Annotated in this window: 21 protein-coding genes and 1 riboswitch; of the genes, 16 read left to right on the forward strand and 5 right to left on the reverse strand. The window is 34.1% G+C overall.

Annotation, left to right across the window (positions count from 1 at the left end):
• Position 1 precedes the first annotated feature (1 nt).
• Genes murA through K8P03_RS08190 form a run of 3 tightly spaced genes read left to right on the forward strand, consistent with a single transcriptional unit; the run spans position 2 to position 4,054 of the window.
• Entirely contained in the window at positions 2 to 1,279 is a 1,278-nt protein-coding gene (gene murA / locus K8P03_RS08180) for a UDP-N-acetylglucosamine 1-carboxyvinyltransferase (protein WP_223420197.1), read from the forward strand.
• Complete coding sequence (recD2, locus tag K8P03_RS08185) at positions 1,279 to 3,435, forward strand: SF1B family DNA helicase RecD2 (protein WP_223420198.1); 2,157 nt, start codon at positions 1,279 to 1,281, stop codon at positions 3,433 to 3,435. Before murA ends, recD2 begins: the two co-directional genes overlap by 1 nt.
• The gene (locus K8P03_RS08190) at positions 3,407 to 4,054 is read left to right on the forward strand and encodes a ComF family protein (protein WP_223420199.1); all 648 of its coding nucleotides are present in this window, start codon (positions 3,407 to 3,409) and stop codon (positions 4,052 to 4,054) included. Before recD2 ends, K8P03_RS08190 begins: the two co-directional genes overlap by 29 nt.
• A 37-nt stretch (positions 4,055 to 4,091) precedes the next feature.
• Here K8P03_RS08190 and scfB read toward each other — a convergent pair whose 3' ends face one another.
• The 3 genes from scfB to K8P03_RS08205 form a co-directional block, all read right to left on the reverse strand.
• A complete protein-coding gene (gene scfB, locus K8P03_RS08195) occupies positions 4,092 to 5,474 on the reverse strand; it encodes a thioether cross-link-forming SCIFF peptide maturase (RefSeq protein WP_223420200.1) in 1,383 nt (460 codons plus the stop codon).
• A 124-nt stretch (positions 5,475 to 5,598) separates the two neighbouring features.
• Positions 5,599 to 5,751 (reverse strand): six-cysteine ranthipeptide SCIFF, encoded by a 153-nt coding sequence (gene scfA / locus K8P03_RS08200; protein WP_004828870.1) that lies wholly within the window; start codon positions 5,749 to 5,751, stop codon positions 5,599 to 5,601.
• A gap of 45 nt (positions 5,752 to 5,796) precedes the next feature.
• Complete coding sequence (locus tag K8P03_RS08205) at positions 5,797 to 7,149, reverse strand: aminotransferase class I/II-fold pyridoxal phosphate-dependent enzyme (RefSeq protein WP_223420201.1); 1,353 nt, start codon at positions 7,147 to 7,149, stop codon at positions 5,797 to 5,799.
• A gap of 86 nt (positions 7,150 to 7,235) precedes the next feature.
• On the opposite strand from K8P03_RS08205, the gene K8P03_RS08210 reads away from it, so the two are divergent.
• The 9 genes from K8P03_RS08210 (at position 7,236) to K8P03_RS08250 (ending at position 17,173) form a co-directional block, all read left to right on the forward strand.
• Positions 7,236 to 8,108 (forward strand): LCP family protein, encoded by an 873-nt coding sequence (locus tag K8P03_RS08210; protein ID WP_223420202.1) that lies wholly within the window; start codon positions 7,236 to 7,238, stop codon positions 8,106 to 8,108.
• A 38-nt stretch (positions 8,109 to 8,146) separates the two neighbouring features.
• A complete protein-coding gene (locus K8P03_RS08215) occupies positions 8,147 to 8,665 on the forward strand; it encodes an adenine phosphoribosyltransferase (RefSeq protein ID WP_223420203.1) in 519 nt (172 codons plus the stop codon).
• Positions 8,666 to 8,852: 187 nt separating this feature from the next.
• The gene (locus K8P03_RS08220; protein WP_223420204.1) at positions 8,853 to 9,770 is read left to right on the forward strand and encodes a DnaJ domain-containing protein; all 918 of its coding nucleotides are present in this window, start codon (positions 8,853 to 8,855) and stop codon (positions 9,768 to 9,770) included.
• 1 nt (position 9,771) lies between these two features.
• Positions 9,772 to 12,348, forward strand: a complete 2,577-nt coding sequence (gene clpB / locus K8P03_RS08225; RefSeq protein ID WP_223420205.1) for an ATP-dependent chaperone ClpB — start codon at positions 9,772 to 9,774, stop codon at positions 12,346 to 12,348.
• A gap of 189 nt (positions 12,349 to 12,537) precedes the next feature.
• Positions 12,538 to 14,658 (forward strand): anaerobic ribonucleoside-triphosphate reductase, encoded by a 2,121-nt coding sequence (gene nrdD / locus K8P03_RS08230; protein ID WP_223420206.1) that lies wholly within the window; start codon positions 12,538 to 12,540, stop codon positions 14,656 to 14,658.
• The gene (gene nrdG, locus K8P03_RS08235; protein WP_223420207.1) at positions 14,655 to 15,155 is read left to right on the forward strand and encodes an anaerobic ribonucleoside-triphosphate reductase activating protein; all 501 of its coding nucleotides are present in this window, start codon (positions 14,655 to 14,657) and stop codon (positions 15,153 to 15,155) included. The genes nrdD and nrdG overlap by 4 nt, the downstream gene beginning before the upstream one ends.
• Before the next feature lie 24 nt (positions 15,156 to 15,179).
• Positions 15,180 to 15,767, forward strand: a complete 588-nt coding sequence (locus tag K8P03_RS08240) for a LemA family protein (protein ID WP_223420208.1) — start codon at positions 15,180 to 15,182, stop codon at positions 15,765 to 15,767.
• Positions 15,768 to 15,807: 40 nt separating this feature from the next.
• Positions 15,808 to 16,656 (forward strand): TPM domain-containing protein, encoded by an 849-nt coding sequence (locus tag K8P03_RS08245; protein WP_223420209.1) that lies wholly within the window; start codon positions 15,808 to 15,810, stop codon positions 16,654 to 16,656.
• A gap of 10 nt (positions 16,657 to 16,666) precedes the next feature.
• Positions 16,667 to 17,173 carry a nucleoside 2-deoxyribosyltransferase gene (locus K8P03_RS08250; RefSeq protein ID WP_223420210.1) on the forward strand — a complete coding sequence of 169 codons (507 nt, stop codon included), beginning with the start codon at positions 16,667 to 16,669 and terminating at the stop codon, positions 17,171 to 17,173.
• Positions 17,174 to 17,203: 30 nt separating this feature from the next.
• On the opposite strand, the gene K8P03_RS08255 is transcribed toward K8P03_RS08250, so the two are convergent.
• Both K8P03_RS08255 and K8P03_RS08260 read right to left on the reverse strand, forming a co-directional pair.
• Positions 17,204 to 17,719, reverse strand: a complete 516-nt coding sequence (locus tag K8P03_RS08255) for a folate family ECF transporter S component (protein ID WP_223420211.1) — start codon at positions 17,717 to 17,719, stop codon at positions 17,204 to 17,206.
• Between the two features lie 21 nt (positions 17,720 to 17,740).
• A riboswitch (THF riboswitch) is annotated at positions 17,741 to 17,826 on the reverse strand.
• A 38-nt stretch (positions 17,827 to 17,864) separates the two neighbouring features.
• Entirely contained in the window at positions 17,865 to 18,617 is a 753-nt protein-coding gene (locus K8P03_RS08260; RefSeq protein WP_223420212.1) for a nitroreductase family protein, read from the reverse strand.
• Positions 18,618 to 18,672: 55 nt separating this feature from the next.
• Between K8P03_RS08260 and K8P03_RS08265 the strand changes: the two genes are divergently transcribed.
• The 4 genes from K8P03_RS08265 to K8P03_RS08280 all read left to right on the forward strand — a co-directional run bounded on the left by K8P03_RS08265 (position 18,673) and on the right by K8P03_RS08280 (position 23,978).
• A complete protein-coding gene (locus K8P03_RS08265; RefSeq protein WP_223420213.1) occupies positions 18,673 to 21,015 on the forward strand; it encodes an ATP-dependent DNA helicase in 2,343 nt (780 codons plus the stop codon).
• Positions 20,996 to 22,363, forward strand: coding sequence for a 23S rRNA (uracil(1939)-C(5))-methyltransferase RlmD (gene rlmD / locus K8P03_RS08270; RefSeq protein WP_223420214.1), 1,368 nt, complete (start codon positions 20,996 to 20,998; stop codon positions 22,361 to 22,363). The genes K8P03_RS08265 and rlmD overlap by 20 nt, the downstream gene beginning before the upstream one ends.
• A 138-nt stretch (positions 22,364 to 22,501) precedes the next feature.
• Positions 22,502 to 23,440, forward strand: a complete 939-nt coding sequence (locus tag K8P03_RS08275; RefSeq protein ID WP_223420215.1) for an alpha/beta hydrolase — start codon at positions 22,502 to 22,504, stop codon at positions 23,438 to 23,440.
• A 349-nt stretch (positions 23,441 to 23,789) separates the two neighbouring features.
• Positions 23,790 to 23,978 carry a hypothetical protein gene (locus tag K8P03_RS08280; protein ID WP_223420216.1) on the forward strand — a complete coding sequence of 63 codons (189 nt, stop codon included), beginning with the start codon at positions 23,790 to 23,792 and terminating at the stop codon, positions 23,976 to 23,978.
• Positions 23,979 to 23,983 lie beyond the last annotated feature (5 nt).

Consider the following 23,983-nt stretch of genomic DNA (forward strand, 5'->3'; position numbering starts at 1 on the left):
AATGGCGAAAAATGAAATTTTAATTATTAATTCTAATGGACCTCTGAAAGGTGAGGTTAATATATCAGGTGCGAAAAATTCTGCACTTCCTATACTAGCCGCATGTGTTTTAGGCACTGAAGAGATTATATTAGATGGGGTTCCTGAGCTTAAGGACGTTGAAATAATGGTTGAGGTACTTAAGCACCTTGGAAGCAAGGTTGAATATCTTGATCAAAATACCTTAAAAATTAATTCGGCATGTATCAATACTAGTGAAACTCCATATGAACTTATGGATAAGATGAGGGCATCATTTGTTGTAATGGGTCCGCTTTTATCAAGGTTTCACGCAGCTCACACCAAGGCACCTGGTGGATGCAATATAGGAAGTCGTCCTATAGATTTACACTTAAAAGGTTTTGAAGCGCTAGGTGCAGTTAATACCGTTAATAACGACGAAATAGCCATAGTAGCTAAGGATGGGCTAATTGGTACAGAGATTTATCTAGATTTTCCATCAGTAGGAGCTACACAAAACATAATTATGGCTGCTTGCCTTGCCCAAGGTAAGACAACCCTAGAAAATGCTGCAAAAGAACCAGAAATAGTTGACCTTGCATCTTTCCTATCTAAGATGGGTGCAAATATTAAGGGTGCAGGTACATCTACAATAGTTATTGAAGGTGTTGAGAAACTAACAGGTACCCGTCATACCATAATCCCAGACAGGATTGAAGCTGCAACTTACATGACAGCTGCAGCTATGACAAGGGGAGAGGTTTTAATAAATAATGTAATAGGTTCTCACATCAGACCTGTTATTGCAAAACTCGTTGAAATGGGTGTTGATGTAGAAGAAATCGAAGATGAGGATAAGATTATAGTTAAGGCTCCTCACAGATTAAAATCAACCAATATTCAAACTCTTCCATATCCAGGCTTCCCAACAGATGCCCAGGCTCAATTTATGGCTCTTATGACAGTTTGTGAGGGAGAAAGCAGGATTCAAGAAACTGTTTTTGAAAATAGGTTTATGCACGTTGAAGAACTTATGAAAATGGGTGCTGTAATTGCAACATCTGGCAACAGGGCAACAATTGCAGGCGTTGAGAAACTCCATGGGGCAGATGTAAAAGCAACTGACCTTAGAGCGGGTGCGGCTCTTGTTATGGCAGGACTTGTTGCAAAAGGTACAACAAGAGTTTTTGATATTTATCATATAGACAGAGGATATTCAAATCTCGTTGAGAAGCTAAGTAAACTTGGAGCTGACATAAAGAGAGTAGAAGTAGAATAATGAAATTAGAAGGCATAGTATCAAACATTAGGTATAGGAATGATGAGAGTGGCTATAGCGTTATGACGCTTGAAACCACCGATTCTGACATAACTATTGTTGGAACTATGCCTTTATTTAATGAAGGCGATAGGATAGAAGTCGAAGGCGAATTTATCTACCACGATAAGTACGGCGAGCAGATAAATGTCAGAAATGTAAGGCTAAAAAAACCTTCTGACAGAGATTCTATAATCAAATATTTAGCAAGCGGAAATATTAGAGGAGTCGGGAAAAAAACAGCCCAAGCAATTTACGATGTATTTGGCACAGATTCTCTAGATATTTTATACAAGGATCCAGATAAACTTTTGAAGGTTGAAGGTATCGGGAAGAAGAAACTTGAAGATATTAAGATATCTGTCGAAGAAACTAGGGATTCAAGGCGTAGTTTAGAATTTCTCCAAGGACTTAGGATATCCTATAATCTTGCAATGAAAATTTACAATAAGTATGGAGAAAATACTATAGATATTGTAAAATCAAATCCTTATAAACTTATTGAAGATATTAAAGGAATTGGTTTTTCTATGGCGGATGCCTTGGCAAGAAATATGCAAATGGAATCTAACTCTGCCTTTAGGATTTCAGCTGGACTAAGATATATAATTGATTTTGAAGCAGATTTTAATGGCCACACTAGCCTTGAAATCTCATACCTGATTGACCAAGCAGCTAAGCTTTTGAAAGCTGATAAGAAATTGATTGAAGAGCAAATTCAAGCAGATCTCTTAGCGGGAAAACTTGAACTTGTTGAAATAGAAGGAAAGTCCTATGTTTATTCTAAGGGTCTTTACAAGGCGGAAAAATCTGTTGCCATGGCCCTTGCAAAAAAAATTAAGGAAGCTTATATCTTTGATGTAGAAATTGATGAAGACCTTGGTGGTTATTCAGAAGAGCAAAAACAAGCCATTGAGGCTGCTTTTGAAAATATGGTCTTAGTAATAACTGGTGGACCAGGTACAGGGAAAACTACAATAATCAATGCTATTACAAGTATTCTAGATAAAAATGAACTTACCTACGCTCTTGCAGCACCAACAGGCAGGGCTGCCAAGCGTATGCAAGAAGCAACGGACAGCGAAGCTAACACCATCCACAGGCTAGTTGGCATTAGGCCAGATATGCCGATTGCTGAATACAACGAAGAAAATCCAATAGAAAAAGACTACATAATCGTTGATGAGATGAGTATGGTTGATATTTACTTGATGAAAAGACTTCTTGATGCAGTTGGTGAATCCACAGCCTTAATTTTGGTTGGGGATAGCGACCAGTTGCCATCAGTAGGTCCAGGCAATGTTTTATCTGACATCTTAAATTCTTCTGCCCAATCAATTAGACTTAAGAAAATTTTTAGGCAGGCAGGCCAGTCAAATATAATTGTTAACGCCCACAGGATAAATGAGGGTAAATACCCAGTTTTAAACCAACCTGACAAAGACTTTTTCTTTATAAATGCTAATGGGGATAATTTTAATAAAGCTTTGTTAGATTTGATTAAGGATAGACTGCCAAGCTTTTATAAATTTGACCCAGTAAGGGATATTGAAGTCCTAGCCCTATCAAGAAAAACAAATTGGGGAGTTGATGCCATTAATAAATCAATCCAAGAAGCCATTAATAAAGAAAAAATAATTTTAAAAGTAAATGATAGGATCTTTAAGCTCAACGATAAGGTTATGCAGGTGAGAAATAATTACGATTTAAAGGCCTTAAATGACGCCTCTAACGACGATGGGGTCTATAATGGGGATATTGGTATCGTTACAGAAATAGACACCAATGAGGAGAGTCTTAAGGTCGAATTTGATGACGGAAAAATCGTAAAATACAAAAAAGAGGATATTAAAGATTTGGACCTATCTTATGCTATCACAGTTCATAAGTCCCAAGGATCTGAATTTAAGTGTGTGATTATCCCTATGATGCAGGTTGCTCCCATGCTATTAACAAGAAACTTACTTTATACTGGGGTAACTCGTGCGAAAAAACTTGTAATTTTACTTGGAGATAAGCGATTTATAAAAAGAATGGTTGATAATAATAGGTCAAATGACAGAAATACCAATCTTTCCTATTGGATAAATGAAATGGAGTTTATTCTTGCTGATTGATTATTTATTTTTAGATAAAAATACCTGTGCCTTTTGTCAGAGCGAATACATTTACAAATACGATCTTTGTAGGGATTGTTATGATAGGCTCGATTATGTCGATAATAAATTTCTTATAGGTGATTATGAGTGCTACTCTATATATTTTTATGACGAATTTTTTAAAAAGCTAATAGGTCTCTATAAGTTTGAGAGAAGGACAGAATTTTCTAGGATTTTCGCAAAGATTATCTATGACTATGGGATTAAGAAAAATCTTTTCGATGTCGATTATATTTTGCCTTCACCATCATCAAAAGGAACTTTGATCAATAGAGGCTTTGACCATATCAGAATGATTACCGATGATTTTATCGACAAAATAAAACCATCCTATCTTGATGATTTTAAAAAGATCAGAGATACCAGGGCTCAGCACGACTTGGGGAAGGAAGATAGGTCCAAAAACTTAATCGGTGCTTTTAGATTAGACAAGGATTTGACTGGAAAATCAGTTTTGATAATTGATGACCTTGTCACAACTGGAAACACCTCACTTGAAATGATAAAAGTTTTGGAAGAAGCAAATGTAAAAGAAGTAAAAATCTTAGCCCTTGCTTCTGAAAGAAGGGTATTATAAAAGCCAAGCTAAGCGATTGCTTAAACTTGGCTTATTTTTATGCTTCTACCTTTTCGGCTTCTTTCATAAGTTCATAAATTTTAATGGCTAGGGCCATTTCAATTCTTTTCCTAAATAATTTGCAAGAATAATCGTGGGTGTGGTTTAAATCACCTGTCGCATTGTAATTATTTGCAGCACAGCCACCAGAACAATACATATTTGCCCAGCACTCTCTGCATTCTGATTTTGAATAGCAGTTGCAGGTCTTAAACTCGTTTACAAGGCTAGTATTTTTTACGCCTTCAAAAATATTTCCTATCTTAAAATCATCATTGCCTACAAATTGGTGGCAAGGGAAGAGGTCTCCAGTTGGTGTTACAGCCATGTATTCTGTTCCTGAACCACAGCCTGAAAGTCTCTTGTGGATGCAAGGGCCGTTTTCAAGGTCAATCATATAGTGATAGAAAATGAATTCATCGTTATTATCAATTGCTTCCATCATCATATCAGCTAATTTTTCGTATTGGTCAAAAAGAATTGGTAGGTGTTCATCTTTTAGGGCATATTCATTATCAGGGCTGCCTACAACCGGCTCTAGGGAAGTACGTTTGAAACCTAAATCTAGATAGGTTTTAATATCTTCTGTAAAGTCGAGATTGTTGGCTGTATAGGTCCCTCTCATGTAGTATTCCTTATCACCGCGTTTTTCAACAAGTCTTTGGAATTTTGGCACAATTAGGTCAAAGGAACCAGTACCAGCGAGGGTCTTTCTAAAGTGGTCGTGTTTTTCTTGCCTACCATCAAGGGATAAGACAACATTTTTCATATTATCGTTCAGATAATCAATAGTATTATCATTTAGAAGTAGACCGTTGGTTGTAAGGGTGAAGTTAAAGTGCTTGTTGAATTCCTCTTCCTTGCTTCTTGCGTAGTCGACGGTATATTTTACCACATCAAGGTTCATCAAAGGCTCACCGCCAAAGAAATCTATGTCTAGATTATAATGCTTACCTGAATTTTCCAAGAGAAAATCAATTGCTTTTTTTGCAACTTCCTTAGTCATTATAGCGTCTGGTCCGTGATATTTGCCGCCCTTGGCAAAGCAATAATCACAGGTAAAATTGCAAGTGTGGGCCACATTTAGGCAAAGAGCCTTGATGTTAGTTGGCCTTTTTGTAACATCAATTGCAAGGTCCTTAAAATTATCTTCTGTGAATAATTGACCTGTAGAGATAAGTTCTTCAACCTCATCGAAGGCTACATTTAGTTCATCATCTTTGAGCTTGTACTTTTCTTTAATTTCTTCTTTTAATATATTTTCGTCTGTATTTTTGTATTTTTCAATAATATCATAGGTGACATCATCAACTAGGTGGACAGATCCACTATATATATCTAAAACAATATTAAAACCCTTAGCTTTATATTGGTGTATCATAAATTCTCCTTTATTTTTAAAATCCTTACTATTATACTAATATGCAAGGATTATAAAAGCTTTAAACAGAAAAAAACTTACCTACATTTATGTAAGTAAGTTATTAAATAGTGTAAGTTTTTTCCTATTTATTTTCCTTTTTGCTAACACATTCTTGGTTGGCAACTCCGCAAGATGTTTTACAAGCAGATTGGCAAGATGTTTGACATTCACCGCAACCGCCGTCTTTTTGGCTCTTGTGAAGATTTCTTGTGTTAAGTGTAAGTATTCTTTTCATATTAAAATCTCCTTATCGATAAGAATTTCTTATTCAATTATAATATTAACAGTTTTCTTCTCTTTTGTCAATCAGGACAGATATCGAATTTTCCTCAATATTTAGATTAATGTTATTTGCTAATAAATTATTTATATTTTCTAAGACATTTTTATCAATTAATTCTCCTGGCGCAATAATTGGTATTCCTGGTGGATATGCGTAAGTAAAGCCAGCAGCAATTTTTCCCTCAGCATCTTTTATATTTATTAATAAAGATTCTTTTTCCATGGCCTCATAGATTTCGTAAATTTTTTTAGGTCTAATATAGGAAAAATTATATGACACATTTATTTGACCTAAAGTTTTATCAATTTTAATTAGAGCTTTTTTGAGAAGTTCAAAAGCTAGGTCGCTATCGTAAAGACTTGCTATCAAAAGGACGTAGGAAGGGTAGGCCATTTCTACTTCGATTTTTTCTTTTTTCAGCAAGTCTCCAAGTTCTTTCCCGTTTATATTTGTATCCTTAGTTGAAATTAAAATTTTTGACCTGTCTTTATTTTTAGAATCAATTAATTTTAAATTTTTCAAATTCAACTTATAAAGATTATCGAGATTTTTTGATAACTTCTCATTTAAATTTTTCATCTTTCCAAGGTTTTCTAAAATATAATCAATAGATTGTAAGATCAGATAAGATGGGGAAGATGTTTGGAAAATAGACATAGCAAATCTTAAATCTTTTATTATTTTTTCATCGTTAACAAGAACAGCCGCTCCTGGTGTGAGGGCAGGAAGATTTTTATGAAAAGAAGTTATGGCTATATCAAAAGTGTTTTTATATTCGCCTGTCAAAAACAAATGAGACCCGTGAGCCATATCTAAAACTAGTTTGGTATTATTATCCTTACACAAATTATAAATTTTTTCTATATTTAGTAAATAACCTTCATAGGAAGGCGAAGTGATTACAAGAGCAGCGTAGTTTTTAGTTTTTAATTGATTTTCTAAGTACTTATAGGAAATATCAACTATTGCACCGATGTCATTAGTTTTAATATCTAGATAATCGACTTTTAATTTATTAATCAAGCAAGCGTTATAAACGGCCTTGTGGGATGATCTTTGGATTAAGATATTTTTTTTATTTTTTTTGATGGCTCTGATGCTAGCTAAAATACCTGATGTAGATCCATTTGTAGAAATGATTGCTTCTTTTACCTTATAAATTTCTGCAATTTTTTTCTCCATTTCTACAAAAACTTCCTTAGGATCATTTAGGTTATCAAGTCCATCTATTTCAGTAAAATCTCTCCCATATCCTATATTTGGATTTAAAATCTTTGACCTTTTATGACCAGGCATATGGAAAGGATAGATATTTTCATTTAGGTATTCATCAATAAGTTTATTTAACATATGTCCTCCACTAATATTATAGCTTAACTTAAAAATTTTGTAAGGTAAATTATCCATTTGGGTGTATGATAAGGCTAGGTGATTAAATGAAAGATAATTTTATAAAAATAATTAAATCAATAATAGTATTTTTGCTCTTTGTGATTGTATTTGCAGCAGGTTTTATTTTGTGGGGCTTTATTAAGGGTGAAAAAATAGAAAATCCTATTGCAGATATTACAGGTCCTAAGGATGAGTTTTTGTTCCTTCTTGCAGGAGTTGACTCAACAGGTGAAGAAACAGGTACAAGGACTGATACCCTCATGCTTATTAAGGCTGATAGCAAAAATAATACAGTAGATATGATCTCTATTCCAAGAGATTCTTATGTGTCAATAAATGGCAAGATGGATAAGATTAATGCCGCCCATTCCTATGGGGGTATAGATTTAACTATGACAGTTGTTAGGGACTTTTTGGGAATTAACCTAGATAAGTACATGGTAATTTCTTTTGAGGCAGTAATAGAAGGCATTGATGCACTTGGAGGTATGGATGTTGATGTAAGCCAAGACGTGGCAGGAGCTATGGGAATAAATCCTGGTATCCACACTATGAGTGGAGATGAGGTCTTAAAATATGTTAGGTTTAGAAAAGGCTATCAAAATGCAGACCTTGGTAGGATTAATACTCAGCAAGACTTCCTTAAACAATTTATAAAGGAAGCCACTAAGCCAACCAATCTGCCAAAACTACCAAAAGTTTACGCTGCTATGAAACCATATATAAAAACAAATATGAATATAAAAGACCTATCATCTCTTGCCATGAAATTTAAGTTTGTAGATTCTTCAAATCTTAATTCTGTAAGGCTTGAGGGTGAGGGCTTTAATATGGGTGGCATCTCATATTATAAGATTTATCCTGAATCAATAGAAAATATCAGGTCAACCTACCTAAATTCATTTTTAAGAAATTAGGAAATGGGTATAATAGATATGAATACGATGGAGGAATTATGGATATCAAATCATTAATAAGAGTAATTGAAGATTACCCTGAAAAGGGCATATCCTTTAAGGATATAACAACCTTACTAAATGATAAGGATGGTTTTAGAAAAACAATTGACCTACTTGAGGCAGAGTTAAAAGACTATGATTTTGACTATATAGCAGGTGTTGAATCAAGAGGACTTATCTTTGGTGCACCTTTGGCTGATAGGCTAAATAAAGGCTTTATTCCAATAAGAAAGCCAGGTAAACTTCCAGCTGAAATTGAAAAAGTATCTTACGATTTAGAATACGGCACTAACGAGCTAGAAATTCACAAAGATGCCCTTAATGAAGGTGATAAGGTTGTAATTATTGATGACCTTATTGCAACAGGTGGATCTGCAAAGGCTGCTTCTAAACTAGTTGAATCTATTGGCGGGGAAGTTGTTTGTTTTGAATTTTTAATTGAACTTACATCTCTAAAGGGCAGAGAAGTACTAAAAGACTATGATGTAATATCATTAGTTGAATATGACCATTAATTAAAATAATGTAAAGAGGTTTCATATTGAAATCTCTTTTTAAATGCTCAAATTTAAACATCTTTAAGAATTAAGAAATTAAATTAATTTTCTTAAATAAATTTATAAATATACTTGAAATGAATATTATCCCTAGTATAATCTTATTAAGGTCAGAGATGGTCAAATAAATATGATGGAGGTAGAAATGCAATATAGAGATTATTATGAAGTGCTAGGGGTGGACAAAAAAGCTAGCGCTGATGAGATAAAAAAAGCATACAGAAAACTTGCTAAAAAATACCACCCAGACCTTCATCCAGACGATGAAAGTGCACACAAAAAATTTACAGAAATAAACGAAGCCTACGAGGTTTTATCAGATCCAGAAAAAAGAAATAAATACGACACTTTTGGTGCCAATGCAAACTTTTCTGGCGGTCAAAACTTTGACCCAAGAGATTTTGGTTTTGATTTTGGAAACTTTGGAAATGGCTCTTACACATATACAAGTTCAGGTAGTTCAGGTTTTTCAGATTTTTTTGATACCTTATTTGGAGGTTTTGGAGGATCTTCTTCAAAATCTAGCCAAGGTTTTGGCGGTTTTGGTAGTTCTTTTACTAAAAAGCCTAAGTCAAAACTAGATACTGAAGTTAGTATTTCAATTGATGAAGCCATGAAAGGTACAAGTAGAAGAATTTCTATAAAGTCAGAAACAGGCATAAAAGATATTGAAGTAAATATTCCAAAAGGACTAAAGAACAAAAATAAGATCAAAATCGACGGTTCTAAATACGGATTAAATACAGATATTTATGTAATGGTCAAAATTAAGGAAAGTGAAGATTTAAAACTAGAAGGAATTGACTTTGTAAAAAAAGTTAAAGTTAGTCCTTGGGATGCATACTTTGGTACTAAGAAAAAAATCTCAACAATTAAGGGCAATATTTTAGTAACAATTCCAGAAAAAATCACTTCCAATAAGAAAATTAGACTTAAGAACTTAGGATATACAGACAGGAAGAATAAGACTGGTGATTTGATTTTGGAAGTACTTATAGATAATCCAGAACTAAACGAAGAACAAATAGAATTATATAAAAAGCTAAAAGAAATCGAGGGATAATATGGATAACAACAAATTAACACAAAAATCAATCGAAGCTATCAACAATGCAAATTCAATGGCAATCAAGGATGCCAACCCAGAAGTTAATGAATTTCATTTAGCCCTATGCTTAGTTGATAGCCCAAGCTCCTACGTTTCAATGGTTTTGACCAAGATGGGAGTAGACGTAAACTCATATAAGAAAAAAATAGAAAATAGGATAGAATCTTTGCCAAAACAATCTGGCAATGCGAAGACTTACCCATCTCAAGTCTTTCAAAGGATATTTTTGAAGGCTGAGGATGAGGCAGAGGCTATGGGTGATTCTTTCATATCAATTGAACACATTTTCCTTTCATTGTTGAAGGAAAATACTGAAATGAGCCCAATTAATAAGGAGTTTAATATTTCTTATAAGGCCTTCAAAGATTATGTCTTAAAAGTCAGGAATGGTCAAAAAGTTACAACAGATAATCCTGAAGAAACATCTAATCCATTGGAAAAATTCGGTAGGGACTTAACCCAAGAAGCTAGGGAAGGCAAAATAGACCCGGTTATTGGAAGAGATTCTGAAATTAGAAATGCACTAAGGATCTTATCTCGTCGTAAGAAAAACAATCCGGTTTTAATCGGTCAACCTGGTGTTGGTAAAACAGCAATTGTCGAAGGTCTTGCCCAAAGAATTGTAAACAACGATGTTCCAGAGCCTCTACAAGGCAGGAGGATATTCTCACTTGATATGGGCGCTCTAGTAGCTGGTGCCAAATACAGGGGCCAATTTGAGGAAAGACTTAAGGCAGTAATTGAAGAAGTTAAGAAATCTGATGGTCAGATTATAATGTTTATCGATGAAATCCACACAATTGTTGGTGCTGGTAAGTCAGAAGGCGCTATGGATGCATCAAACATTATGAAACCTATGCTTGCCCGTGGGGAAATCAAGGTTATTGGTGCTACAACTCTTAACGAATATAGGGAATATATAGAAAAAGATGGTGCTCTTGAGAGAAGATTCCAAAAAGTAATGGTAGAAGAACCAAGTGTTGAAGATACAATTTCAATCCTTAGAGGTATTAAGGAAAAATATGAAATCTTCCACGGAATCAGGATTCAAGACTCAGCAGTAATTGCAGCTGCAGAATTATCTGATAGGTACATTTCCGATAGGTTTTTACCAGATAAGGCAATAGACCTAATGGATGAGGCTTGTGCAACAGTTAGAACTGAAATTGACACCATGCCAGCCTATCTCGATGAGCAAAAGAGAAAATTATTACAATTACAAATTGAAATCACAGCCTTAAAGAAAGAGGAAGATGATTATTCAAAGAAGAGGCTCGCTGATCTTGAAAAAGAATTAGCGGATCTTTCAGAAACCTATAACGAAGATTTCTTGAAATGGAAAGAGCAAAAATCTGCCATTGATGATGTAAAAACCATCAAGGAAGAAATAGATAAAGTCAAGGTTGAAATAGATCAGGCAGAAAGGTCTTATGATTTTGAAAAACTTTCAGAACTCAAATACGGTAAGTTAGTTGAACTTGAAAATAAACTAAAAGAAGCTAGTGCATCTAATAGTGACGATTCTTCTATCAAAGAAGAAGTGACCGACGAAGATGTAGCAGATGTAGTTTCAAGCTGGACAAATATACCAGTATCAAAGTTAGTTGAGACTGAAAGGACAAAAATCCTTCATCTAGGCGACACCCTCCATCAAAGAGTTATCGGCCAAGATGAAGCTATAAAGGCTGTTTCTGATGCAATCATCAGGGCTAGATCAGGTCTTAAAGAGCAAAATAGACCAATAGGTTCCTTTATATTCTTAGGACCAACAGGTGTTGGTAAGACTGAGCTTGCTAAGGCTTTAACAGAAGCAATGTTTGATGATGAGCACAATATGATAAGGATTGATATGAGTGAATATATGGAAAAATATTCTGTATCAAGGCTAATCGGTGCAGCTCCAGGCTATGTAGGCTATGAAGAGGGTGGCCAACTAACAGAAGCTGTTCGCCGTAAACCATATTCTGTAATCCTTTTTGATGAAATTGAAAAGGCCCACCCAGATGTATTTAATATCCTTCTTCAAGTCTTAGATGACGGAAGATTGACAGATAGCCAAGGCAGGACAGTTGATTTTAAGAATACAATAATCATCATGACTTCAAATATAGGTTCAGAATATTTAATAGATGGTCTAAATAAAGATGGTACTATTAAAGAAGAAAATCAAAAGAAAGTTGATGAAGTTTTAAGAAGATCATTTAAGCCTGAATTCTTAAACAGAATAGATGATATAGTTATGTTCACACCACTAACAAGCGATCAGGTTTACGAAATTATCGACCTACAAATTGATAATATTAGAAAGAGACTTGCTGATAGGGATATCAAACTTGAAATAACACCAGCAGCTAAAGAGTATATTCTAGCTAATTCTTACGATGTAGAATACGGTGCTAGACCTGTTAAGAGATACTTACAAAGAAATGTAGAAACAAAACTTGGTAAGCTAATAATCGAAGGAAAAGTTTCCGATAGGGATACAGCTACTCTTGACTTAGTTGATAATAAACTAGAATTTAAAATCAAATAAGATAGTTGTGCTAAGTAGAAATAATAACGGAGTAATTTAGTAAGTTGCTCCGTTTTTACTTTGGCTATTTTCTGGGATTTTATACTATATGTAGTATTTTTATGTTCCAGACCACAATATATAGTATTATTTATTTTACTTTGAAAATAAAATATGGTATGATATAAGTGTAAAATTTCGGAGGTAAAAATGTTACAGGTAATTAAAAGAGATGGGACTAAAGTCGATTTTAATAAAGATAAAATAACCATCGCTATTGAAAAAGCCATGCATTCCCCAAGCGGTATTTATGTGGAAGGCCAGGCGGCAGAAATAGCTGGTGAGATTGAAGAGAGATCTAAAAATAAAAGAGAAATCTCAATTTATGAAATCGAAGACTTAGTCTACTACAAACTAATAGACAGGAAAAATCCTGCTACAGCCAAGGCCTATGAGTCTTATAAGTCAGTTCAGGCTTATAAACGTGAGCAAAATACATCTGACGATGAAATAATCGGACTTTTAAATCAAACCAATATAGATGTAATGGATGAAAACTCAAATAAAAATCCAATCATTGCTTCAACCCAAAGAGACCTAATAGCTGGCGAAGTAGCAAAAGACATAGCAAAAAGAAAACTAATTCCAGCAGACCTTGTAGAAGCTCATGATTCAGGAGCTATACATATTCACGACCTTGATTATCTAATTCAACCAATTTTTAATTGTTGTTTGGTAGATATGAAAGACATGCTGGATAATGGAACAGTTGTAAATGAAAAAATGATTGAAACACCAAAGTCTTTCCAAGTTGCTTGCAATGTTATGACTCAAATCATAGCTCAAATAGCTTCAAACCAATATGGTGGCCAATCAATCAATATTTCTTGTTTAAGCCCTTATTTGGAAAAATCTTTCGATAAGAATTTTAAATTATCAAAAGAAATCTTAGGTGACACTGACAAGGCAAAAGAAATGGCAGATGCCCTAACTCAAAGAGATCTAGAAAGTGGCATTCAAACCATTCAGTATCAAATCAATACCCTTATGACTTCAAACGGTCAATCACCTTTTGTGACACTTTTCATGCATACAGATGAAAACGACCCATATCTTGACCAAACAGTTGAAATTATAAAAGAAATTTTAAAACAAAGAATCCAAGGTATTAAAAATGACCAAGGCGTATATGTTACACCAGCTTTTCCTAAGCTAATTTATGTACTTGATGAAAATAACATAAATCCAGATTCCAAGTATTTCGACCTAACAAGACTTGCTGCAGAATGTACTGCAAAGAGAATGTATCCTGATTATATTTCAGCAAAGAAGATGCGTGAAAACTACGAAGGCAATGTTTTCTCTCCAATGGGTTGCAGGGCCTTCCTTCCTCCTTACAAGGACAAATTCGGAGACTACAAGTTTGATGGTAGGTTTAATATGGGAGTTTGTACAATAAACCTCCCACAAATTGGAATTTTAGCCCATGGTGATGAAGATTTATTCTTTGAAATATTAGAAAAAAGACTTGACCTTGTAAAAAGAGTTGGACTTTTAAGATATGACCACCTTTCTAAGGTAACAAGCGATTCTTCACCAATCCACTTCCAACACGGAGCGATTGCTAGACTTAAAAAACACCAATCAATCAAACCACTTCTAGAAAATGGTTATGCTACAGTTACAATTGGCTATATTGGAATATATGAAGCCACAAAGCTAACTATTGGGGAAAGCCATACAACAAAGAGAGGCCACGATTTTGCCATGAAGATCATGGAAATGTTAAATGACAAGAAAAAAGAGTGGTCAGATCAATATGGTATTGCCTTTGCGGTTTATGGCACACCTGCAGAAAGCTTAACTCACAGGTTTGCATCAATTGACAAAGAGAGATTTGGAGATATAAAAGACGTCACAGATAAGGGATATTACACAAATTCCTTCCATGTAGATGTTAGGGAAAATATTTCTGTATTTGATAAATTTGACTTTGAATCTGAATTCCAAAAATTATCTACAGGCGGTTGTATTTCCTATGCAGAAATTCCAAATATGACTAACAATATAGACGCAGTCCTAACAATGATAGAATATATCTATGATCACATCCAATATGCTGAATTTAACACAAAGAGCGATTATTGCGGCAATTGTGGTTACGATGGGGAAATTCTTTTAGACGATGACAACCAATGGTATTGTCCAAATTGTGGTAACCACGATAGGGCAACACTTACAGTTGTTAGGAGAACTTGCGGTTATCTTGGAGAAAATTTCTGGAATGAAGGTAGAACTAAAGAAATAAAGGCGAGAGTCCTTCATATATGAATTACGGGCAAATAAGAAAATACGATGTTGCAAATGGTCCTGGTATCAGGACCACTTTTTTCCTTACAGGTTGTGATAGAAATTGCCCGAATTGTTTTAATACCGACTATATGGACTTTAACCATGGGAAAAAATGGGATGAGCAAGCTGAAAAAGAAGTTATTTCATATCTAAAACTCAACCAAGTTGAAGGCCTAACTGTTCTTGGTGGGGAGCCATTTGAAAATCCCCTGGGTCTTTTAGATGCTTTAAGGAATATAAAAAAAGAGGTAACAAAGTCAATCTGGGTTTATACTGGTTTTATCTATGAAGATTTGGTTAATATGGCCAAAGCTCGCGAGATTTTAGAAGAAATTGACGTCCTCGTTGACGGAGAATTTATAGAAGAACTTAAGGATTTAAAACTAAAATTTAGGGGATCTTCTAATCAGAGAATAATTGACGTAAAGAAATCATTAGAAAATAATAGAGTTATTATCCTAAATGGGTATAAATAGAAAAAGACAATTTAGGAGGAATAAATGATAAATCAAAAGAAAAGATCAGGTGGTGCAGGTGTACTTATCGCAATAATAGCCATTATAGTAATTGCCCTAGTAATGATTGTGCCAACCTATAATAGACTTGCAGGAAGTCGTGAAAATGTAAACCAGGCTTACGCTCAAGTACAAAACGTAGTCCAAAGAAGGGCAGACTTGATACCAAACCTTGTAAACACAGTTAAGGGCTACACTGACCACGAATCAGAAACTTTAACTCAAGTTACAAATGCAAGAGCGGGTGTCCAAAATGCTAAAAATCCAACAGAACTTGCTGAGGCTAACGAAGCGTTAACAAGAGCAATTGGTGACATTAATGTGGTTGTTGAGGCTTATCCAGAATTAAAGGCTGATACTCAATTTGTTCAATTAATGGATGAATTGGCAGGCAGTGAAAATAGGATTTCTACAGAAAGAAAGAACTACAACGAAGCTGTTCAGGCTTATAATACTGATATTAAAAAATTCCCAACAAATCTAATAGCAAAATTTACAGGTTATGATGCGGCTGAATACTTTAAGGCTGATGCGAGTGCCCAAGATGCTCCAAAGGTAGACTTTGGTAATTAGGCTTAGTTTATAACTAACTAGGAAATAAAAAGGAGATGTCATGAGAAAGGCAAAATTCAAAAGGCTTTGGCTAATATTTTTAATATTTTTCTGCCTTTTTCAAAATAAAACTTATGCCAGCATACCTAATCCGACAGATAATTATTATCTAGACGAAGAAAATCTCTTAGACGAATCGACCATGGAAAATATCAATAAAACTAACAGGCAACTTGAAGATAAGACAGGAAGCCAGGTAATAGTGATGACCCTTCCAAATCCAGAAGGACTTGAGGGAAACTACTATGGTACTGAAATTTTTAATGCCTGGAAGATTGGGGACCAGAAAAAGGACAATGGTGTTTTAATACTATTATTAATGAGTGACCAAGAAGGGAAAAATCAGATAAATATCATCACTGGTTACGGCATAGAAGGCAGGCTCAATGATGGTAAAATTGGTAGGATAATTGACTCTTTTATGCTTGACGATCTAAGAGATGGTAATTATTCTAAGGCCCTTAATGAAGGTTTTAATGCTGTTGTAGGCGAGATTTGTGCTGAATACGATATAGAACTTGAAAAGGACTATACTGGCTACCAAGACAAGCTTGCTAATTCTAATGATGGAGGCATATCACTTAAGACCATTCTCTTTATGATTATTATTTTTATAATAATATCAAATATTATAAATAAGAATAATTATCGAGGTGGAGGTGGTGGAGGCTTCAGAAGAAGACGCTACACCTATCCAAGATTTGGTCCAGGTTGGTCATCTTGGTCTAGCTCTTCAGGCTCTTGGGGAGGTTCTAGCTTTGGTGGCGGTTCATCAGGAGGAGGCTTCGGCGGAGGATTTTCCGGAGGCGGAGGATCTTCAGGCGGAGGCGGCGCTGGCAGAAAATTTTAAGGAGTAAATATTGAAAGGATATTTAGCAAGTCATTTTTTTAATGATGCTATGTTTAGGTGGACAGAGGACTTGGCCCAGTATATAGAAAAAAATACTGACCTAGAACTTTATGTCCCACAAAGAAATGCAGATATAAATGATAAAAAAACTAATGATGCGACTATCACAGATATAAAAATATCTCAAGCTGATACAGCGCATCTAAAAGAATCAAACATACTAATTGCCAATCTTGATGGTCTTACAATCGACGATGGGGTTTCCGCTGAGATTATGGCCCATGGAGTTATGCGAGAATTTGAAATAGAACATGGAATAGATTTTCCAAGGATGATTATAGGGATAATCACAGATATGAGATATCAGGGAACGGGTGAGAATAAACTCTATAGAAATCTCATGGTCGTTGGAAAAGTAAAGGAGCATGGCCACTTGGTTGTAGGATATGCTGGAGATGATTCTTTTAAAGAAGAAGTAGTTAGATATATAAATGATTTTATAAAAGAAAATAAATAAGGAAAAAGGCGGTAAATCTACCGCCTTTTCCTATTTTAATTTATCTAGTAATTTTGTAGCTATGAAATATAGAAGGAAATAATTTATTATTCCATCTACTAATACTTTTACAAAACGTGAAGCTAACATTACCTTATAAGGATTGTTAAACAATTGGCTTAGCCATAAGGTGTTTAAGAACATATGGCAGATGTAAAACACAAAAAATACCATAAGTCCAACTTGAACCTTCATAGAAATGTTTTTATCCTTACAGTATTCTGTTATAAGTCCAGGTATAAGACCTGTTAGGACAGATACAAAGGTAAATCCAAAGTGTGGTGTGCCTCCAGCATTTATAGCAACACCTATTAAGTCGGCTGCAAGTCCGGCAAGTGCTCCAGGTATTGGACCTAATAGCATGCCTGCAAGCATCAATGGCAAGTGGCCAAAAGAAAACTTAATTGTTGGTGTGATGAAAATACCAAAAAATCTTGAAAAGATAATTGATAAAGCCGTCAACATAGCCGCCTTCACGAGTGAATCAACACTAATTTTTTTATTCATTTTTTCCCCTTTCTATCAGAGGTCAGCGGTTGCGGCAAAGAATCGGAAATTTCGTCTGGAAACAACAACCCATTTTCCAGCACTAATCGCTCTTTACCTACTCTGATAGAATCATTATAGGCTAATTGGGGAAAATTTCAAAAAATTATTGTGGATTTAGTATGAAACCTTGGTCGACTAGGGTTTCAAACATTTTATTCCTATTTTTAATAATGTAACCTTGTTTTTTAGGAATTTGACTAGAAAAAGACTCGCTTTTCCTACCAGAATCTCTCAAATCATAGTAAGTTGTCATTTCTTCATCATAAGCCTTTATCATTTCTAGATAAGAATCATAGGTCTTATAGGAATTTTCAAAAGTTTTTAAATTTATATTTAATCTTGGCTTTATTTGAGGATCTTGGTTTGGAACTCCAAAACCAACACCAACTGCTGGATAGGTTAATTTTGGCATCCCTAGTAATTCTATTACCTTCTTTGTATCATTGTGGATATTACCAAAATAATTAGCTCCAAGGCCTAAAGACTCAACAGCAATTGTCAAATTCTGTGCAGCAATAATTGCGTCTGTAAAACCTTGGATAAACTTATCAAAGCTAATCAAATTGTCATTTTCTAGGCCTAATTCTCTTGCTATTTCGTAATTTCTTTTTAAATCTACGATAAAAATCCAAAGTTCAGTTGCCCTAGCCATGTAGTCTTGGTTGCCATTTTCAGCTAATTTTTCTTTGATTTTTGGATCCGTAATCCTAATTATAGACATATTTTGCATGCCGTTTGAAGATGCAGACATATTTACAACATCCAGTAGGGTTTTTATTGTTAAATCATCTATCTTTTCACCTGTAAATTCTCTAATAGTCCTGTGTTTTAATTGGTTTTTGATTGTTTGGTTCATAAGTCCTCCTTTCTTAATTAATACCCAAAGGAGTATAGTAATACTAGGAGAAGTTATGAAAATAAGGACATCTGTTCGAAACTTAATTGAATTCGTTATGAGATCTGGCGATATAGATAACAGATTTAGGGACAATACCAGGATGATTGAAGGTATTAGGGCCCACCAAAAAATTCAAGCTAAGTACGATAAGACTTATAAAAAAGAATATAAACTTAAAAATACTACGACCTATAAGGACGTAGTTTTTGAGGTTGAAGGTAGGGCAGATGGGCTTGGCAAAAAAGATGGAACTTATCTTATAGATGAGATTAAGTCAACCTCAAGAAGCCTAGAGGATTTAACAGACGATAATAAACTCCATTGGGCCCAGGCTCTTTGTTATGCTTACTTTTATGCTCTTGACAATTCACAAGAAAAGATGCTTATTTCCCTAACTTACGTATCGGTTGATGATTATAGGTCTAAGATATTTGAAAAGTCCTTTAGCTTTGATGAACTCAAAGATTTTTATTTTAAGCTCCTAGATGAATACATAATATTTTCAAAAATTTTGGCTACTAATAGAGAAAAAAGAGATTTGTCTATAAAAGAATTGGATTTTCCTTACCCATCTTACAGGAAAGGCCAGAGGAAGATGGCTGTGGCTGTTTACACTGCAATCTTAGAAGAAAAAAATCTTTTTGTGGACGCGCCGACAGGTATAGGAAAAACTATTTCAGCGATTTTCCCAAGTATAAAATCCATGCCTGAATCTTTAACAGACAAGGTATTCTACCTAACAAGCAAAAATACCATAGCAAAAGAAGCCTTAAAAAGTCTAAATCTTCTTGAGGATAAGAGACTTTTTATAAAAGCCTTACATATTACAAGCAAGGAAAAAATTTGCTTAAATGACGAGGTTTCATGTAATCCTGTTGATTGTCCTTATGCCAAGGGCCATTTTGATAGGATAAATGACGCCCTAAAAGATATACTAGAGAATGAAAATATAATAGACTATGATATAATTATCGAGTATGCAAAAAAATATATGGTTTGCCCACTGGAATTTGAACTCGATATTAGCCTCTATGCTGATTTTGTAATTTGCGATTATAATTATGTTTTTGATCCAAATGTTTTTTTGAAGAGGTTTTTTGAGGAAGTCATAGATTCCTATGTATTTTTGATAGATGAGGCACACAACCTATTAGAAAGAACAAGGGATATGTATTCCTATTCCTTCAAAGATACTACTTTTACAGGTTTAATCGAACTTTTAGATGAGAAAAAAGATAGAAAGTTAAGAAAAAAATTGGGCCAGATTGTAGATGATTTTAATAAATTAGGCCAAATTGCAAAGAAAAATTCCTATTATTTTACAAATGAATATATAGATGTTTTGGATAAGGATTTGATTTCATTGTCAAAGGTCATGGAGAAATTTTTGGTAGAAAAGACTGACCATGCTATTTACGATCAGGTTCTTGACCTTTATTTTGAAATAAATAAGTATCTAAAAATTTCGGATTATTTTACTGAAGGCTTTTATAATGTTATTTCTTATGACCCAGGAAGTTTTGAGAGAAGTTTTGAGATAAAGTGTGTCGATCCTAGAGAAGTGCTTAAAAATAAATATAAACTTGCAAGGTCATCGATATTTTTCTCTGCAACCCTTTCGCCAATGGGTTATTTTGTAAAGGCGCTTGCTGGAGAAGATTCCCTAAAACTAAGACTAGATATGCCTTTTAATCCTAGTCATCTTTTGATTTTTAAAAAATCTATATCAACAAGATATAGAGATAGGAATAGGAATTTGGCCCTGGTTGCAGAATCAATTAGGGATTTTGTCACAAGTAAAAAAGGTAATTATTTTATATTTTTTCCATCTTATTCTTATTTGGAAGATGTGGCAGAGTATTATAAGGATAATTTTGATGAAGAAATTCTTATCCAAGAAAGAATAATGACGGCAGAAGCTAGGGGAGAGTTTTTAAATGAATTTACCTATGATTCGGCGAAAATTGGATTTTTAGTTCTTGGTGGAATTTTCTCTGAAGGAGTAGACTTAATTGGCGATAGGCTAATTGGATCGATGATTATTTCTGTTGGAATGCCTGGAGTCTCAAAAGAAAGAGACTTGATTAAGTATCATTTTGACAAAGAAGGCTTCAATGGCTTTGATTATTCCTACACTTATCCAGGCTTAAATAAGGTCTTTCAAGCAGCAGGAAGAGTTATTAGAGGAGAAGAAGATAGGGGAATAATTTATCTTTTGGATGATAGGTATTCATGGCAAAAATATATGGAGCTTTTTCCTAAGCATTGGAAAAATCAAGTGATAGCAAATGATAAGAATGATTTTGAAAGAATTATAAATAAATTTTGGAGTATAGATGAAAAAGAGACAGACTAAAGATATAAAAATCACTCAAATGAAATATCCAAATATTTCAATAGGTTTTGATGAAAATGGAAGGAAAGTAGAATTTAAGGGTGGTCTTTTAGGCCAAACCATAAGAGTAAAAGCTGGAAAGAAAAACAAGGATAGGATAAAAGGGAAATACATAGAGCTCCTTGAAGGATCAAAGCTAGAAAATGCTAGAGAATATTGCCCACAAGCTGAAATTTGCGGTGGTTGTGCTTATCAAAAACTTGCTTATGAAACGGAACTTATGCTTAAGCATGGAATGATAAAAGATTTATTTGATGAACATGGAATTGAATATAACAATGACATATCAATAAATAGGTCACCTATCACAAAAGGTTTTAGGAATAAGATGGAATATACTTTTGGTGACTCAGTTAAGGGGGGCCCGCTTGTTTTAGGACTTCATAGAAAGAGAAGATTTTATGAAATAGTAGATTGCAAAAATTGTAATATTGTAGATAGGGATTTTAATACTATTAGGTCAAAGGTCCAGGAATATTTTAGAGAAAAGAACACAGATTTTTATCACAAAATGGCAAAAGAAGGTCTCTTAAGACACCTAGTCATTAGAAAAGCCATGCACACTGACCAAATTATGGTAATATTAGTAACCACAAGTGATGACACTTTTGATGAAACAAGATTAAGATTATTCTTGCACATGCTTTTAGATTTAGATCTTGATGGCAAAATTTTCTCAGTATATCATGTCTTAAATGATTCGGTTGCAGATGCAGTTATTCCTGAAAAGATAAAATTGATTTACGGCAAAGAATATATCACAGAAGAAATGATGGGTCTTGAATTTAGGATATCCCCATTTTCTTTCTTCCAGCCAAATGTATTTACAGCAGAAAAACTCTACCAAAAAGCCTTTGACCTTGCTGAAATTGACAAAACTATGGACGTCCTCGACCTATATTCAGGAACAGGTACTATCACCCAGCTAATGGCAAGTGTAGCAAAGAGCGCAACAGGCATAGAGATTGTCGAAGAAGCAGTAGAAAAAGCAAGAGAAAATGCAAGGATAAATGGTCTGGATAATGTAAATTTCCTCTGTGGCGATGTCTTAGAAGAGATAGAAAAAGTAGGAAACAAATACGACGTGGTGGTATTAGATCCACCAAGAGCAGGAATAAGTCCTGCATCTTTAGAAAAAATTCTAAATATCGACTGCAAAAAATTTGTCTACATCTCATGCAATCCAAAAACACAAATGGAAAATTTAAAAACTTTTATAGATAGGGGATTTGAGATAAAGGACTACGAAATTTACGATCAATTCCCAAATTCAAGACATTTAGAGACAATTGCTTTACTTGAGAAATAGAATAATATTTTTATAACTGGCTTATGAGATAAAATTTCTAAGCCAGTTTTTTTGTAAATTTAATAAAAAATCACGGTATAATGAAAGTAATAATTAGTATCAGAAAAAAACTGTTATTATATGCAAAAGAGGTGGAAAATGAGCCTAACTTATAAAATAGCAGCTGGCATTGTAAGACTTCTTGGTGTCAAAAAAATGTTTTTAAAAAATAAAGAAGAGATGCTAGAATATGCAAAAGGCGAAAATGCAAAAGTAGTTTTTGAGCTTGAGAAGGCAAAAAAGAGAGCTATGAGGAGAAATTATTTTCTATTTGATAGGGATGTGATGGGATCTATGCTCATAACTTATCAAAAAAATAAATGTCCGGCTGATGGAGCTGTTCTTTACCTTTTTGGTGGGGGAATGATTACACAACCGAATAAAATAGATTTTTCTTTAGCCGAAAGGATAATGGAAAAAACTAATAAAGACGTCTGGTTTTTGTTTTATCCTCTATGTTCAGAAGATGTTAATGTGAGTAAGACCTATGAAGTTTGTTTTGGAACCTATAGGTTAATGACAGAAACTTACCAAGCTTATAATATAAGTGCATTGGGTTTTTCTTCAGGGGCTTGTCTTTCTCTTGGAATATTTCTTCACAATAATGCTTTGGGAAAACCTCTTCCAATGCCTGGCAAAATAATATCAGTCTCTCCAGGAGGAATTCCTGATGCAAGCCAAGATGAAAACAAAGAGATATGGGATAAATTAAAAGAACTAAACCAAAAAGACATCATGATAGAGCCAACATATTTTAAAATCGCCAGAGAAATCTTGAAGGGAGATGCAGATTTGCCAGAATATATGTTAGATGGAACAAAGGGAGATTTCACTGATTTTCCAAAAACTTATTTCTATTATGGTGGCAATGAATGCCTCTTTGCCTTTGCTGAAGAATTTAAAAAAGCAATGGAAAAATATAAAGCCCCATATGAGATTATTGTTGGTGAGGGCATGTGCCATTGTTATCCTTTAGTGAGGTTTTTTAGAGAAGGAAGAGAAGCTCAAGATGAAATAATAGAATTATTGAAGTCTTGAATTTAAAAGATTTATAAAAATCTAAAGGGAAATCAAAGAGAGAGTGGGAATATAATTTATGATTTTTATTTTCTTATTTATTTTATGCCTAATATTTTTCGGTTTGTGTTTTTTGGGAACAGGCACCGATGAGAAAAATTTAAAAAACTATATGTCCTACCCCGACGAGGTCCAAGAAAAAATAAAAAATATTGAAGACTACCAGGGGAAATTTAAAGAAACTAGTACAGCTACGACATTTGTTGGAAATTTTATAGTGTTTTCTATCTTTTTTTTGCTAATAGGACTAAAAGTTCGTAAACCTTGTTTCTTTCAAAACTTTATGGCTCTATTAATTTTAGGAGAAGGTTTGAATATTTTCGACCTTGTTGTTATAGATCTATTGTGGTGGAGAAATACAAAAAGAATTAGGCTATCAAAAATACCAGAAAAAGCACTGTACCAAAATCCAAAAAAACACATAGAAGTATTTGAAAGAGCTTTTTTTATGTACTTTCTAATAGCTTTACTAGATGGATATATCCTAACTTTATTCTAAGGAAA

The sequence above is a fragment of the Anaerococcus murdochii genome (assembly GCF_019957155.1).
Lineage (GTDB): Bacteria > Bacillota > Clostridia > Tissierellales > Peptoniphilaceae > Anaerococcus > Anaerococcus murdochii.

Coding starts and splice junctions, on each gene's coding strand:
- murA (WP_223420197.1), top strand. CDS start 2: ATGGCGAAAAATGAAATTTTAATTATTAATTCTAATGGACCTCTGAAA.
- recD2 (WP_223420198.1), top strand. CDS start 1,279: ATGAAATTAGAAGGCATAGTATCAAACATTAGGTATAGGAATGATGAG.
- K8P03_RS08190 (WP_223420199.1), top strand. CDS start 3,407: ATGAAATGGAGTTTATTCTTGCTGATTGATTATTTATTTTTAGATAAA.
- scfB (WP_223420200.1), bottom strand. CDS start 5,474: ATGATACACCAATATAAAGCTAAGGGTTTTAATATTGTTTTAGATATA.
- scfA (WP_004828870.1), bottom strand. CDS start 5,751: ATGAAAAGAATACTTACACTTAACACAAGAAATCTTCACAAGAGCCAA.
- K8P03_RS08205 (WP_223420201.1), bottom strand. CDS start 7,149: ATGTTAAATAAACTTATTGATGAATACCTAAATGAAAATATCTATCCT.
- K8P03_RS08210 (WP_223420202.1), top strand. CDS start 7,236: ATGAAAGATAATTTTATAAAAATAATTAAATCAATAATAGTATTTTTG.
- K8P03_RS08215 (WP_223420203.1), top strand. CDS start 8,147: ATGGATATCAAATCATTAATAAGAGTAATTGAAGATTACCCTGAAAAG.
- K8P03_RS08220 (WP_223420204.1), top strand. CDS start 8,853: ATGCAATATAGAGATTATTATGAAGTGCTAGGGGTGGACAAAAAAGCT.
- clpB (WP_223420205.1), top strand. CDS start 9,772: ATGGATAACAACAAATTAACACAAAAATCAATCGAAGCTATCAACAAT.
- nrdD (WP_223420206.1), top strand. CDS start 12,538: ATGTTACAGGTAATTAAAAGAGATGGGACTAAAGTCGATTTTAATAAA.
- nrdG (WP_223420207.1), top strand. CDS start 14,655: ATGAATTACGGGCAAATAAGAAAATACGATGTTGCAAATGGTCCTGGT.
- K8P03_RS08240 (WP_223420208.1), top strand. CDS start 15,180: ATGATAAATCAAAAGAAAAGATCAGGTGGTGCAGGTGTACTTATCGCA.
- K8P03_RS08245 (WP_223420209.1), top strand. CDS start 15,808: ATGAGAAAGGCAAAATTCAAAAGGCTTTGGCTAATATTTTTAATATTT.
- K8P03_RS08255 (WP_223420211.1), bottom strand. CDS start 17,719: ATGAATAAAAAAATTAGTGTTGATTCACTCGTGAAGGCGGCTATGTTG.
- K8P03_RS08260 (WP_223420212.1), bottom strand. CDS start 18,617: ATGAACCAAACAATCAAAAACCAATTAAAACACAGGACTATTAGAGAA.
- K8P03_RS08265 (WP_223420213.1), top strand. CDS start 18,673: ATGAAAATAAGGACATCTGTTCGAAACTTAATTGAATTCGTTATGAGA.
- rlmD (WP_223420214.1), top strand. CDS start 20,996: ATGAAAAAGAGACAGACTAAAGATATAAAAATCACTCAAATGAAATAT.
- K8P03_RS08275 (WP_223420215.1), top strand. CDS start 22,502: ATGAGCCTAACTTATAAAATAGCAGCTGGCATTGTAAGACTTCTTGGT.